Genomic DNA, 12,087 nt, shown 5'->3' with positions numbered 1-12,087 from the left:
TTCATGCTAAACCGTGGCACTGCCATATAGCTGGCTGGCCGCCCGCTTCCTTTGCATTATTCCGCCATGCGCCCTTCAGGGCTGCTCGCCTTGCCGATGTGCCGTTCCTTCCAGCGGCCCATCTGCCCGCTTCCGGTTTGCAAACAATACCGGCACACACAAGAGATAGAGCGCGGCCCCGATCACCCAGACCAGGCCGGGAAAGACATGTCTTGATGCGAAATAGATCTCGCTGATCGCCAATGGCGCGATCATGGAAGCGAGGCTCGTCAGACTGATCAGCACGCCCTGCAGGCGCCCCTGCTCGTCTGCACCGACGCGCTGCGTCATCAAGGACTGCAGCGCCGGCTGGCCGATCCCGCCGAGGCAGAAGAGCGGAAACAGAAGAAAGACGAGAAACCCCTGTGTGACGAAGGCGATGGCAACATAGGCCGCGCCATCGCAGGCGATCGCGACGACAAGCGCGCAGCGTTCGCCCCAGCGCTCGCTCAAGGGGCCGGCGACGAAAGCTTGGGCCAGCGCATGGAACAGGCCGAAGCCGGCGAGAGACAGGCCGACGGTTGCCGTATCCCAGCCGAACTTGTCCTGACCATAGAGCACCCAGACGGTGCCGCCGACCTCGCCGACGATGGCAAGAAGGACGGACATGAACAGCAGCGGCGGAAACGCACCAATCCAGCGCAGCGGCGCCAGTGGATGAAAGGCGGCTGGATCGATCCGCTCGGGCTTTACCGTCCGCGTCTCAGGCAGCACGACAAGCGCGACAATGAAATTCACCATCACCAGAAACGCAGCCGCCACGAAAGGCGCGCGCAGCGAAATCGTGCCGAGCACCCCGCCGATGACAGGTCCGAGAATGAAGCCGATGCCGAAGCACGCGCTGAGAAGCCCGAAGGCGCGCGTACGACGCTCCTCCGGCGTGATGTCGGCAAGGCAGGCGGTTGCGACCGCTGCGTTGGCCGCCGTCAGGCCGGCGACGGCACGCCCGAGGAACAGCCACCAAAAGCCCGGCGCCCATGCCATGAAGGCATAGTCGATCACGCCGCCCGCCAGCGAGATAAGCAGCACCGGCCGGCGACCGTAACGATCGCTCAGCGTCCCGAGAACGGGAGAGGCCAGAAACTGCAGCGCCGCATAGAGAGACAGGAACGCACCATAGCGCCAGCCGAGCTCGGACGAATGCGCCACGCTCTTGAGGAGTTTCGGCAGAATGGGCATCACCAAGCCAGTGCCGGCAGCATCGAGAACGACGACGGCCAGAATGGTCAGAAGCATCTTGTTCATACTATAAAACTTATCATTGATAAGGAAATTTATCGTCGATAAATTATGCGTGAAAGATAGTCAATCGGAGAGGCCATGAAAATCGACAGGAACCAGATCGTCGATGCTGCACTGACCATCCTGAACGAAGTCGGCATCGACGGCCTGTCGACACGGCTGATCGCCCAGCGCCTCGGCGTCCAGCAGCCGGCGCTCTATTGGCACTTCAAGGGCAAGCAGGCCCTGCTCGCGGCGATGAATGCCGAGATGCTGAAACGGAATCATACCCGTAACATACCTTTGGCCGAGGAGACCTGGCAGGAATTCCTGCGCGCCAACGCCCGCAGCTTCCGCTCTGCCCTGCTGGCATGGCGCGATGGTGCCCGCGTTCATGCCGGCACCGAGGTCGATCCGTCGCATCTCAACGCGATCGAAGCCCAGCTCGAATGCCTGCTCGTCGCCGGCTTTGATCCGGGAAAGGCGCTGGAGCTGCAGATTGCGATCAGCCGCTATGTGGTAGGATGCGTGCTGGAGGAGCAGGCGGATATGGCCGATTCCCAGGAGCAGGCGGCGCTTGATATCGCCGCTGAAAGCCATCCGAACCTGGCCAAGGCCTTGTCGCTCTACCGTGCCAACGGCCATGAGGCCCTGTTCGAAGCCGGTCTGGAACTGCTGATAGCCGGGGCTGAAGCTGGCAGATGATCGCGCGGACTGCCCAGGCCGGAGAGCACATCATCTCTCAGCCTTGAAGGTGCGGCCGAGATCCGGCCCGGTGCCAAAGTAATGTCGAAACACATAGAGCAGCGGGCTCCACCTGCTGGTATCGATATGATTGGTGCCGGCAACAACAATATCCTTGTGCGCGTGAACGCGAATGACTTTCGCTTCGACAATGGAGAACGCCTCGGTGCGCTCGAAGGGCCATTCCGCGCCGGGAGGATGCGCCGCCACCACCTCCGCCTCAAACTGGATCGGGCATTCGGCGATGCGTAGAGGCCGCACGAGGTCGGCCGCCTGCGGCGTCAAGCCGGCCACATCGAATTTGTCGGCCTCAAAACGGTAACCGATCTTCTGCTTGTGCGGCGGAACGGGATCGCGTCCCGTCGTCGGTGCGATCGCTTCGATTTTCGGCCACAGCCCCGGCGACGGAAAATTCAACACCAGCTGCCGCTCGCGCATGAGATTTTCCCGGCCCTTGCTGGTCGAGGTCAGGCCGAGAACCACCCGGTCATATAGGGCCCAAAACGAGGACATCGGCGAGATATTCGTCGTGCCATCAGGGTTAAGGCTCGTAATCAGCACGACGGGAGTGCCGATATAAAGTACGCTCGGCCTGATCTCGATATGCCCGCCATCGCTCTCGGTCGCGCGGAATTCGGCTGTGTTCGTCAACATTGCAAACTCTCCTTTGAGAGTTTCAATGTAGCCAACATGACGCCTGCAATAGTTCGGCCGTGACCGAACTATTGCTCCGGGGCCGGTACGCCAGCCCTTATTCACTCAGGCAATCCTCTGACGGCGCCAATCCGCTTCTCTTCCTGTCGCTCCTGCGCCGCAGCGGTCTGGTCGCCGAGTAAACTCTGCCGAAGAGCCAGCGAGACTTTTGCCGACCAACTTATTCGTACTCACCTGCGGGCGACGGCACCACGATCACCGTATCCTCCGCCATCAGCATGCGCCCATCCTGCGCCCGCAGCTCCAGTCGCCGTACCGGCAAGTGTGTCACCCTGTCGACCAGCGTCACATGCGGCTCATCCGGCTCGAAGAAGAAATCCTCCCCCCACTGGCGAAGCGCTACCAGCAGCGGAAACAGGCCCTGCCCCTTCCGCGTCAGCACATATTCCTGATAGGCGCCGCCATCTGAGGCCGGCACGGTATCCATGATGCCGTGCGCAACGAGATTACGTAGCCGAGCCGAGAGGATGTTCTTGGCAAGCCCGAGGCTCTTCTGAAACTCGCCGAACCGGCGCAGCCCATCAAAGGCATCGCGGATGATCAGCAGCGACCACCAGTCGCCGATCGCATCCAGCGGCCGCGCCACCCCGCACATGGAATCCCTATGGCTTATTCTCTTGGCCATGCCGCCCTGCCCTCGCTTGCTTTCGTATGTCCGTATCGTAGCAGGCGCGGATAGGCACCTGCATCGTCACTCCAGCATATCGGTTGCAAACTAAAACCACAAGAGATACTGAAATCATGGTTTCAAACTAAAACCACATTAGGAGAACAATCGTGATTCCCTCTGATGCGACATTTGCCGGCACGTTCCCCTTGACACCGCATTTCACCGATGCACCGGGCTTCCGCATGCATTACGTCGACGAAGGTCCTCGCGACGGCGAGATCATCCTCTGCCTGCATGGCGAGCCCACCTGGGGCTACCTTTTTCGCCATCTGATCTCGACGCTGAGCCGCACGCACCGCGTCGTCGTTCCCGATCACATGGGCTTCGGCAAGAGCGAAACGCCAACCGGCCGCAGCTATTGGCTGCAGGACCATGTCGCCAATCTGGAAGCTTTCGTTGCGGCTCTCGGCCTCACCGGCATTACCCTCGTCATGCATGATTTCGGTGGCCCGGTCGGCATGGGCTTTGCCGCCCGTCAGCCCGATCGCATCCGCCGCATCATCTCGGCAAACGGGCCGACGCCCTTCGGTCAGCCGGATCTTTTCGATCGACTCACGGCCAATGCAGCCGTATCGCCGTGGTTCCAATGGATCGCCAAGGCCGAGGACGACGGCACGCTGGAGCCGGTGCTCAACAATCTCGGCTTCAACATTCTGAGCACCCTCAAGCTCAACGGCTTCGAAAACAACGCCGTCATCAACGACACCTGGATCGACGCCTATGGCGCACCCTTCGCGACTGCAACCGAGTGTCTCGGCGCGCTCGGCTGGGCCAAGGGTTTTCCAACCGGCGCCCACCGGTTCGAAACGCCCGATCCGGCCGCCGATCGCACCATCCGCTCCAGGCCGGCGCTCGCCATCTGGGGCGAGGCGGACAAAACGCTGCATGCCGAGCATTTCCTGCCGCTCTTCTCCGCCATCTTTCCGTCGGCGCCCATCGAGCGCCTCCAGGGCGTCGGCCATTATTGCTTCGAAGACGCCCCGGAGACTGTCTCGGGCCTGATCGCGGACTTCCTACGTAGGACCTGAAAAGCGTCGTTCAGAATTGAATTCGATACAAGGCGCAGAAGCGGGAAAGCCTTCCCGCTTCTGCCAGCCACAGCATGGCTCGCCCCTCTGCCAGCCCCGCCAAATGGTCTTTGGGAGAATTGATGGGAACCGGCGAACGGCGGCCGATATCAGCCGATTGAATGCCGATCCGATTGACATTCTCCACGGTTGTGACACCGTTCCGCACGGCAGCTGACCACCGTCTTGAGGCAAAATGACAAAGCGATCGCAAGCCGTTATCACCACAGCCGAAGAGCGCCCGCGCGACGGATGGAACGACCCCGTCCACGGCTCCATCTCCTGGCACACGCTGCTCAGCAGCGACATCACCCCCACCGACAGCATGAGCGCCGGCATCGCCGAGCTCGCCCCCGGCGGCGAACTCAAGCCGCATCGCCACGACCCATCGGAAATCTACTTCATCTTCGAAGGAACCGGCATCGTCCGGATCGACGGCGAGGAAACCACGGTCAAATCAGGCACAACGGTCTTCATCCCCGGCAACGCCGAACACGGCATCCGCAACGAATCATCCGCCACCCTGAAATTCTTCTACGTCTTCCCGACCGGGTCTTTTGCGGATGTGGTTTATCGGTTTCCCGAGGGTTGAGACGTTTTAGGCCGGCTATTCAGTGGATCAGCTTGATTGATAATGGCCTTAAACAAAAGCCAAAATGGCGGAGAGGGTGGGATTTGAACCCACGATACCCTTGCAGGTATGCCGCATTTCGAGTGCGGTGCATTCGACCACTCTGCCACCTCTCCGGTTATGCTGGTCGGCGCGTTTGAGCGCGGGCTGTCTCATAGCGACAGTCGCAGAGGATGGCAAGGGCGAATATGAAAGCTTTTCATCCTTTTGCCTTGACAGATCAGGGACGCTTATATATCCCGTGCGACGCAATAGGTGTGGATAAGTCTGCGCCTTGCCCGCCCCGCCTCGCGCAGGGCTTCACCGGCAGATCTTTTACAAGGCCTCGGGCCTTTGGAATTCCTGCTAAATTTCGACTGATAAAAAGACGGCCGCTCGTCCCTCAAGGCGAGAGAGCCGGAACGAACATGAAAGGATAAAAAATGTTCGCAGTCATCAAGACCGGCGGTAAGCAGTACCGTGTGGCAGCCAACGACGTGCTGACCATCGAGAAGCTCGAAGTCACCGCCGGCGGCACCGTAGAATTCACCGAAGTCCTCGTTATCGGCGAAGGCGCCGACGCTGCGATTGGTGCTCCCTTCGTCAAGGGCGCTTCCGTCAAGGCCGAAGTGGTCGAGCACAACCGCGGCAAGAAGGTCATCGCCTTCAAGAAGCGCCGTCGTCAGAACTCGAAGCGTTCGCGCGGCCATCGCCAGCATCACACCGTTGTCCGCATCACGGACATCGTGGCTGCCAAGTAAGTAACGGGATCAAGGTTTAAAGGAGAACTCCAATGGCACACAAAAAAGCTGGCGGTTCCTCGCGCAACGGTCGCGATTCCGAATCCAAGCGCCTTGGCGTGAAGAAGTTCGGCGGCGAAGCCGTCATCGCAGGCAACATTATCGTGCGTCAGCGCGGCACGCAGTGGCATCCGGGTTCCAACGTTGGCCTCGGCAAGGATCACACGATTTTTGCGCTTACGGCGGGCAACGTGAACTACCGTACGAAGGCCAATGGCCGCGTGTACGTGTCTGTAATGCCGAAAGCGGAAGCAGCGGAATAAGCCGGTAGCGCTCTAAAACAGCCGGCGTCTCATCGACCCGGCTGACGCTACAAGGTTCAGTCAAGAAAAAAGGGGAGATGGGGCGCCATCTCCCCTTTTTCTTTACCCTCAACCAAGGAGGACTGAACCATGCAAGGCGAATTGTTAAGGGAAGGCCAATCGCGGTCTCCCGAAGAGCGGCTGAGGCCGGAACGGTTAAGGACCGATTGCCCTGTCTTACTGTCGGAAAGGCTCGTTCTGCGCGCGCCCCACGAAGAAGACATCGACGCCCTTGCCCATCTCGCCAACAACGCCAACGTCGCCACAATGGTATCGCGTATGCCGCACCCGTATACGATCGCCGATGCCGCCGATTTCGTGCGACGCACGAAGCTTGGCGAGATTGGCAAGTGCGTCTATGCCATTACCAAAGCCGACAACGGCGCCTTTCTCGGCTGCTGCGGGGTCGAACCCACGGGTGATCCCAACACCGTCGAGATCGGTTATTGGCTGGGCGAGCCCCACTGGAACCAGGGCTATACGACGGAAGCAGCCCATGCCCTCATCGACATGGTCTTCCGCACCCGCGAAAATGTCGCCCAGATCGACGCACGTTGCAGGGTCACCAACGTTGCCTCGAGAAGGGTCGTACAGAAGTGCGGCTTCCAGTTCCAGGGCTCCGGCCTTGCCGCGTCGCTGGCGCTCGGCAGCACTGTACCGGTCGAATGGTACAGGCTTGACCGCAAGACCTGGATATCGTTGCGCAGCTGGGGAGGCATGAGATGAACGCTCTTGCCCTCACCCGCCGCGATGCCCGGATCCTTATGCCTGGGCCAACGCCTGTCATCCAGACGGGCCGACTGACGCTGCGCCCGCACCGGCTCAGCGACGCCGATATGATTGCGGAGTCGCTTTCGGATTTCGCCGTCACCCGCATGCTGGCCCGCGTCCCCGCGCCCTATGACCGGCAGGATGCGCTTGACTGGCTGGTCGAGCACACCTCCGGCCTCGGCATGGATTGGGAACTGGCCATCACCGAGCGGGATGATGCCCATATCGGCAACGTCGGTATCGAGCTCCGCCACGGCCGCTGGCACCTCGGTTATTGGCTGAACCGCTTCTACTGGCGGCAAGGCATCATGACCGAAGCAGTCAAGGCTGCGCTCGAACGTTTTGCCCGCCGCATGCCCGAAGTCGCCGTCTATTCCGGCGCCTTCGCCGACAATCCGGCATCCTTGAAGCTGCAGCAGAGGCTCGGCTTCGAGATCACCGGTTGCTCGGAGATCTACAGCTTTGCCCGCAACACCATGGTTCCGCACATCGAAACCGTGTTGAGGCCGGGCGCGCTGCGGCTCTCGCAGGCGGCCTAAGGCCCTTGAAAAATGGTCATCGCCGGTCAAACCGGCGATGACCATCATGCCAGCCATGCAGTTCCGCCCCTTTATGGCACTGGAACCGCACGATATTCTTTGACCTCAGCCCGAAGCGCCTATATCGAAGGCGACATGACGGGCAAATGGCCGTCCGATGCGTCCTTCCGGATGTAAAAGACGACAGCAATTGAAAAGAGCGCATAGGCTTTGTGAATCCCATTCGATCCGAAGGGATATGCGCCGATACCGAGTGACGGACGTAGCAAGATGAAATTTCTCGATGAAGCAAAAGTCTTTATTCGCTCGGGCGATGGCGGCGCAGGCAGCGTCTCCTTCCGGCGCGAGAAGTTCATCGAATTCGGCGGCCCGGATGGCGGCGATGGCGGCCGCGGCGGCGATGTCTGGGTCGAGGCCGTCAACGGCCTCAACACGCTGATCGACTTCCGCTACCAGCAGCATTTCAAGGCCACGATCGGCACGCACGGCATGGGCAAGAACCGCGCCGGCGCCAAGGGCGAGGACGTGACGCTGAAGGTGCCTGTCGGCACGCAGATCTTCGAAGAGGACGGCGAAACCCTGATCTGCGACATCACGCAGGAAGGCCAGCGCTTCCGTCTCGCCGCCGGCGGCAATGGCGGCTTCGGCAATGCCTATTTCAAATCCTCGGTCAACCAGGCGCCGGATTGGGCCAATCCAGGCCTGCCCGGCGAGGAAAAGACCATCTGGCTGCGGCTGAAGCTGATCGCCGATGCCGGCCTCGTCGGCCTGCCGAATGCGGGCAAATCGACCTTCCTCGCCGCCGTCAGCCGCGCGCGCCCGAAGATCGCCAACTATCCGTTCACGACGCTGCATCCCAATCTCGGCGTTGCCACCATCGACGGCCAGGAGTTCATTCTCGCCGACATTCCCGGTCTGATCGAAGGCGCTCATGAGGGCGTCGGCATCGGCGACCGCTTCCTCGGCCATGTCGAGCGCACCCGCGTGCTGCTGCATCTGGTTTCCGCCCAGGAAGAAAAGGTCGGCAAGGCCTATAAGACCGTGAAGCACGAACTTGAAGCCTACGGCAACAGCATTCCCGACAAGCCTGAAATCGTCGCCCTCTCGCAAATCGACGTGGTGGACGAGGAAACGCTGAAGAAGAAGACGCGCGAACTGGCGCGCGCCTGCGGCAGGACGCCCTTCCAGATTTCCGCCGTCACCGGCCGCGGCATGACCGAAGTGCTGCGTGCGCTGCGTGACGTGATTGTCGAAGCCAATGCGGGCGAAGCGGACAAGCCGGCAAAGGCCCCGAAAGTGCGGCATCGCGACATGCAGCTCTCCGACGATGAGGGCGCTGACGAACGTCTTGGTGAAGACGGGGATGATCAGGGATGACAGCCCGCAAGCCGCTCGACCGCTACCGCCGCATCGTCATCAAGATCGGCTCCGCCCTCCTGGTCGATCGCAAGACCGGCTTGAAGAAATCCTGGCTCGACGGCATGTGTGCCGACATCGCCGCATTGAAGGCCAAGGGCATCGATGTGCTGGTCGTCTCTTCAGGCGCCATCGCGCTTGGCCGCTCCGTGCTCGATCTGCCTTCCGGCGCGCTGAAGCTGGAAGAAAGCCAGGCGGCCGCGGCCGTCGGGCAGATTTCGCTCGCCCGCGCCTGGTCGGAAAGTCTGTCGCATGACAATATCGTCGCCGGCCAGATCCTGCTGACACTCGGCGACACCGAGGAGCGCCGCCGTTATCTCAACGCCCGCGCCACCATCAACCAGCTTCTGAAGATCGGCGCCGTGCCGATCATCAATGAAAACGATACGGTCGCGACCAGCGAAATCCGCTATGGCGATAATGATCGCCTCGCCGCCCGCGTCGCCACCATGACCGGCGCCGACCTTCTGGTGCTGCTGTCTGACATCAACGGGCTCTATACGGCTCCGCCGCATCTCGACCCGCAGGCGAAATTCCTCGATGCCATCGCCGAGATCACCCCAGAGATCGAAGCCATGGCCGGCGGCGCGGCCTCTGAACTCTCGCGCGGCGGCATGCGCACCAAGATCGATGCCGGCAAGATCGCCACCGGTGCCGGCTGCGCCATGATCATCGCATCGGGCAAGACCGACCGGCCGCTGAACGCAATCGAAAATGGCGCCCGCTCCTCCTGGTTCGCGCCGTCGGGTACGCCCGTGACAGCCCGCAAGACCTGGATTGCCGGGCAGCTGCAGCCGGCCGGCGAATTGCATGTCGACGACGGTGCCGTCACCGCGCTCGGCGCGGGAAAAAGCCTGTTGCCCGCCGGCGTGCGTAGCGTCGTCGGCCATTTCGGCCGCGGCGATACCGTCGCCATCATCGGCCCCTCGGGCCGGGAAATTGCTCGTGGCCTCGTTGGCTACGATGCCGAAGAGGCTCGCCAGATCACCGGCCGCAAATCGGCTGAGATCGAGGCGATCCTCGGCTATCCCGGCCGCGCCGCCATGGTGCATCGCGACGACCTCGTCATGACCGCTTCCGTCAGGACGAAGGCCGAGAAGTTGAAGAAGGATGAAGCTCATGCTTGATACTGTCGCACAAAGCCCCGACATCGATGCGCTGATGAACGATATCGGCCGCAAGGCCCGGGCTGCGTCGCGACCGTTGGCCTTTGCTTCGACGGAAAGCAAGAACAAGGCGTTGAACGCCATGGCGGACGCCATTCTGGCCGGCAAGGATCATATCCTCTCTGAAAACGCCAAGGATTTGAAGGATGTCGAGGGCACGGATATGCTCGCCTCCTTCGTCGATCGCCTGACGCTGAACGACAAGCGCGTCGCCGAGATGGCCGAGGGGATCCGCGCGATTGCCGCCCTCGCCGATCCGGTCGGTGAAGTCATCGCTGCCTGGGATCGCCCGAACGGCCTGCAGATCGAGCGCGTCCGCACGCCGCTCGGCGTCATCGGCGTCATCTTCGAAAGCCGGCCGAACGTGACGGCCGATGCCGGCGCGCTGTGCCTGAAAGCTGGCAATGCCGTGATTCTCCGCTGCGGCAGCGATTCGCGCCGCTCCTCGCAGGCGATCCACGATTGCCTGGTTGAGGGCTTGAAGGCAGCCGACCTGCCGGAACATGCGATCCAGCTCGTGCCCGTCAGCGACCGCGCCGCCGTCGGCGCCATGCTGCGTGGGCTGGAAGGCAATATCGACGTCATCGTGCCGCGCGGCGGCAAAAGCCTGGTCGGTCGCGTACAGACCGAGGCGCGCGTGCCGGTCTTTGCGCATCTGGAAGGCCTCTGCCACATCTACATCGACGCTTCGGCCGATCTGGAAATGGCGAAAGCGATTGTCGTCAATGCCAAGATGCGCCGTACGGGCATTTGCGGTGCTGCCGAAACGCTGCTGGTCGACAACAAGGTCGCTTCCACCCATTTGAAGCCGTTGCTCGACGGACTTGACGCCGCGGGCTGCGAAATCCGCGGTTCGGCCGATGTGCTCAAGCTTGTACCCGGCCTGAAGGCGGCAACGGAAGAAGACTGGACGACGGAATATCTGGCCGCAATCATCTCGGTGGCGCTGGTTGACGGCATCTCCGGCGCGATCGCCCATATCGATAGATATTCGTCGAACCATACCGAGGCGGTGATCGCCGAGGACCCGGCTGTTGTCGAACGCTTCTTCACCGAGATCGACTCGGCAATCCTCTTGCACAATGCATCCACGCAATTTGCCGATGGCGGCGAATTCGGTATGGGTGCGGAAATCGGCATTGCCACCGGCAAGATGCATGCGCGCGGGCCTGTTGGCGTCGAGCAGCTCACCTCCTTCAAATATCGCGTTCGCGGCACCGGACAGATACGGCCCTGACGTGCTGAAGGAAGAGATCGATCAACGCTATCTGCGCATGCCCCATGCCGAGCGCGGCATGGTGGTCGGTCTTTTCGGCGGCTCCTTCAACCCGCCGCATCGTGGCCATGCGCTTGTCGCCGAGATTGCTCTTCGCCGGCTCGGCCTCGACCAACTCTGGTGGATGGTGACGCCCGGCAACCCGCTGAAGAGCCGCAATCATCTGGCGCCGCTTGCCGAACGCATCGCCCTCAGCGAACAGCTCCTCCACGATCCCCGTATCAAGGTGACGGCCTTCGAGCAGACGCTGGGAATGAGCTACACGGCCAACACGCTGGCGCATGTGAAGGCGCGCAACCGCCAGGTCCATTTCATCTGGATCATGGGCGCCGACAGTCTGAACACGTTCCATCGCTGGCAAAAGTGGGAAGAGATCGCCCGCACCTTCCCGATCGCTGTCATCGACCGGCCGGGATCCACACTCTCCTATCTCTCGGCCAAGATGGCCAAGACATTCCACTATGCCCGCGTGGACGAGGATGACGCCCGCGTGCTCTGGAAGAAGCGTGCACCGGCCTGGACTTTCATCCATGGACCGCGTTCGGCACTCAGCTCGACCGCCTTGCGCGCCGCACAGTAATTCCACCAATTTTTTTCGGGAAAACCTGGAAAATAAAAAGCCCGACGCGGGAGGAGGATGCGTCGGGCTTTTAAACCTGATCAGCAACTGGGAGGAGGAGAGTTGCTGATCCATATCGGACGGCATTGGGAGGAGGAGATCGCCGTCTCGATGATTATGTTTTACCAGATTT

Annotated in this window: 15 protein-coding genes and 1 tRNA gene; 11 read left to right on the top strand and 5 right to left on the bottom strand. The window is 61.4% G+C overall.

Annotation, left to right across the window (positions count from 1 at the left end):
* Positions 1-75 precede the first annotated feature (75 nt).
* Positions 76-1,284 (bottom strand): TCR/Tet family MFS transporter, encoded by a 1,209-nt coding sequence (locus GA0061100_RS14410; RefSeq protein ID WP_075853409.1) that lies wholly within the window; start codon positions 1,282-1,284, stop codon positions 76-78.
* 75 nt (positions 1,285-1,359) lie between these two features.
* Here GA0061100_RS14410 and GA0061100_RS14405 point away from each other — a divergent pair, with 75 nt between their 5' ends.
* Positions 1,360-1,965 (top strand): TetR/AcrR family transcriptional regulator C-terminal domain-containing protein, encoded by a 606-nt coding sequence (locus tag GA0061100_RS14405; protein WP_075853408.1) that lies wholly within the window; start codon positions 1,360-1,362, stop codon positions 1,963-1,965.
* 30 nt (positions 1,966-1,995) lie between these two features.
* Here the strand turns inward: GA0061100_RS14405 and GA0061100_RS14400 are convergent, their stop codons facing one another.
* Together GA0061100_RS14400 and GA0061100_RS14395 are read right to left on the bottom strand one after the other, a co-directional pair.
* On the bottom strand, positions 1,996-2,658 hold the full coding sequence (locus GA0061100_RS14400) for a flavin reductase family protein (protein ID WP_075853407.1): 663 nt from the start codon (positions 2,656-2,658) through the stop codon (positions 1,996-1,998).
* A 220-nt stretch (positions 2,659-2,878) separates the two neighbouring features.
* Complete coding sequence (locus tag GA0061100_RS14395) at positions 2,879-3,343, bottom strand: winged helix-turn-helix transcriptional regulator (protein WP_075853406.1); 465 nt, start codon at positions 3,341-3,343, stop codon at positions 2,879-2,881.
* A gap of 152 nt (positions 3,344-3,495) precedes the next feature.
* Between GA0061100_RS14395 and GA0061100_RS14390 the strand changes: the two genes are divergently transcribed.
* The gene (locus GA0061100_RS14390; protein WP_075853405.1) at positions 3,496-4,416 is read left to right on the top strand and encodes an alpha/beta fold hydrolase; all 921 of its coding nucleotides are present in this window, start codon (positions 3,496-3,498) and stop codon (positions 4,414-4,416) included.
* A gap of 10 nt (positions 4,417-4,426) precedes the next feature.
* On the opposite strand, the gene GA0061100_RS34665 is transcribed toward GA0061100_RS14390, so the two are convergent.
* The gene (locus GA0061100_RS34665; protein WP_159444779.1) at positions 4,427-4,603 is read right to left on the bottom strand and encodes a hypothetical protein; all 177 of its coding nucleotides are present in this window, start codon (positions 4,601-4,603) and stop codon (positions 4,427-4,429) included.
* Between the two features lie 48 nt (positions 4,604-4,651).
* Here GA0061100_RS34665 and GA0061100_RS14385 point away from each other — a divergent pair, with 48 nt between their 5' ends.
* The gene (locus tag GA0061100_RS14385; protein ID WP_075853404.1) at positions 4,652-5,047 is read left to right on the top strand and encodes a cupin domain-containing protein; all 396 of its coding nucleotides are present in this window, start codon (positions 4,652-4,654) and stop codon (positions 5,045-5,047) included.
* A gap of 65 nt (positions 5,048-5,112) precedes the next feature.
* Here GA0061100_RS14385 and GA0061100_RS14380 read toward each other — a convergent pair.
* Positions 5,113-5,202 (bottom strand) — tRNA-Ser (locus GA0061100_RS14380).
* Positions 5,203-5,508: 306 nt separating this feature from the next.
* Between GA0061100_RS14380 and rplU the strand changes: the two genes are divergently transcribed.
* From rplU to GA0061100_RS14340, 8 genes are all read left to right on the top strand, one after another.
* Entirely contained in the window at positions 5,509-5,826 is a 318-nt protein-coding gene (gene rplU, locus GA0061100_RS14375) for a 50S ribosomal protein L21 (protein WP_004127263.1), read from the top strand.
* Positions 5,827-5,858: 32 nt separating this feature from the next.
* The gene (gene rpmA / locus GA0061100_RS14370) at positions 5,859-6,128 is read left to right on the top strand and encodes a 50S ribosomal protein L27 (RefSeq protein WP_004127267.1); all 270 of its coding nucleotides are present in this window, start codon (positions 5,859-5,861) and stop codon (positions 6,126-6,128) included.
* A gap of 129 nt (positions 6,129-6,257) precedes the next feature.
* Positions 6,258-6,893, top strand: coding sequence for a GNAT family N-acetyltransferase (locus GA0061100_RS14365; protein ID WP_075853403.1), 636 nt, complete (start codon positions 6,258-6,260; stop codon positions 6,891-6,893).
* Positions 6,890-7,477 (top strand): GNAT family N-acetyltransferase, encoded by a 588-nt coding sequence (locus GA0061100_RS14360; RefSeq protein ID WP_075853402.1) that lies wholly within the window; start codon positions 6,890-6,892, stop codon positions 7,475-7,477. Before GA0061100_RS14365 ends, GA0061100_RS14360 begins: the two co-directional genes overlap by 4 nt.
* Before the next feature lie 270 nt (positions 7,478-7,747).
* Positions 7,748-8,854: a GTPase ObgE gene (gene obgE / locus GA0061100_RS14355; RefSeq protein ID WP_075853401.1), complete on the top strand. Its 1,107-nt coding sequence runs from the start codon at positions 7,748-7,750 to the stop codon at positions 8,852-8,854.
* Positions 8,851-10,020: a glutamate 5-kinase gene (proB, locus tag GA0061100_RS14350; protein ID WP_075853400.1), complete on the top strand. Its 1,170-nt coding sequence runs from the start codon at positions 8,851-8,853 to the stop codon at positions 10,018-10,020. Before obgE ends, proB begins: the two co-directional genes overlap by 4 nt.
* Positions 10,013-11,296 carry a glutamate-5-semialdehyde dehydrogenase gene (locus tag GA0061100_RS14345; protein ID WP_075853794.1) on the top strand — a complete coding sequence of 428 codons (1,284 nt, stop codon included), beginning with the start codon at positions 10,013-10,015 and terminating at the stop codon, positions 11,294-11,296. The genes proB and GA0061100_RS14345 overlap by 8 nt, the downstream gene beginning before the upstream one ends.
* Positions 11,297-11,333: 37 nt before the next feature.
* Positions 11,334-11,915: a nicotinate-nucleotide adenylyltransferase gene (locus GA0061100_RS14340; protein WP_234910480.1), complete on the top strand. Its 582-nt coding sequence runs from the start codon at positions 11,334-11,336 to the stop codon at positions 11,913-11,915.
* The last annotated feature ends 172 nt before the right edge of the window (positions 11,916-12,087 follow it).

It is taken from the genome of Martinezella hainanensis, from assembly GCF_900094555.1.
In the GTDB taxonomy this organism is placed as follows: Bacteria; Pseudomonadota; Alphaproteobacteria; order Rhizobiales; family Rhizobiaceae; genus Rhizobium; species Rhizobium hainanense.
This window is presented reverse-complemented; position numbering and strand designations above follow the sequence as displayed.

Bases quoted from the DNA above. Each gene is read 5' to 3' on its own strand.
- rplU (WP_004127263.1), top strand. From the start codon at position 5,509: ATGTTCGCAGTCATCAAGACCGGCGGTAAGCAGTACCGTGTGGCAGCC.
- GA0061100_RS14385 (WP_075853404.1), top strand. From the start codon at position 4,652: ATGACAAAGCGATCGCAAGCCGTTATCACCACAGCCGAAGAGCGCCCG.
- GA0061100_RS14410 (WP_075853409.1), bottom strand. From the start codon at position 1,284: ATGAACAAGATGCTTCTGACCATTCTGGCCGTCGTCGTTCTCGATGCT.
- GA0061100_RS14345 (WP_075853794.1), top strand. From the start codon at position 10,013: ATGCTTGATACTGTCGCACAAAGCCCCGACATCGATGCGCTGATGAAC.
- GA0061100_RS14405 (WP_075853408.1), top strand. From the start codon at position 1,360: ATGAAAATCGACAGGAACCAGATCGTCGATGCTGCACTGACCATCCTG.
- obgE (WP_075853401.1), top strand. From the start codon at position 7,748: ATGAAATTTCTCGATGAAGCAAAAGTCTTTATTCGCTCGGGCGATGGC.
- GA0061100_RS14395 (WP_075853406.1), bottom strand. From the start codon at position 3,343: ATGGCCAAGAGAATAAGCCATAGGGATTCCATGTGCGGGGTGGCGCGG.
- GA0061100_RS14365 (WP_075853403.1), top strand. From the start codon at position 6,258: ATGCAAGGCGAATTGTTAAGGGAAGGCCAATCGCGGTCTCCCGAAGAG.
- GA0061100_RS14340 (WP_234910480.1), top strand. From the start codon at position 11,334: ATGCCCCATGCCGAGCGCGGCATGGTGGTCGGTCTTTTCGGCGGCTCC.
- rpmA (WP_004127267.1), top strand. From the start codon at position 5,859: ATGGCACACAAAAAAGCTGGCGGTTCCTCGCGCAACGGTCGCGATTCC.
- proB (WP_075853400.1), top strand. From the start codon at position 8,851: ATGACAGCCCGCAAGCCGCTCGACCGCTACCGCCGCATCGTCATCAAG.
- GA0061100_RS14400 (WP_075853407.1), bottom strand. From the start codon at position 2,658: ATGTTGACGAACACAGCCGAATTCCGCGCGACCGAGAGCGATGGCGGG.
- GA0061100_RS14360 (WP_075853402.1), top strand. From the start codon at position 6,890: ATGAACGCTCTTGCCCTCACCCGCCGCGATGCCCGGATCCTTATGCCT.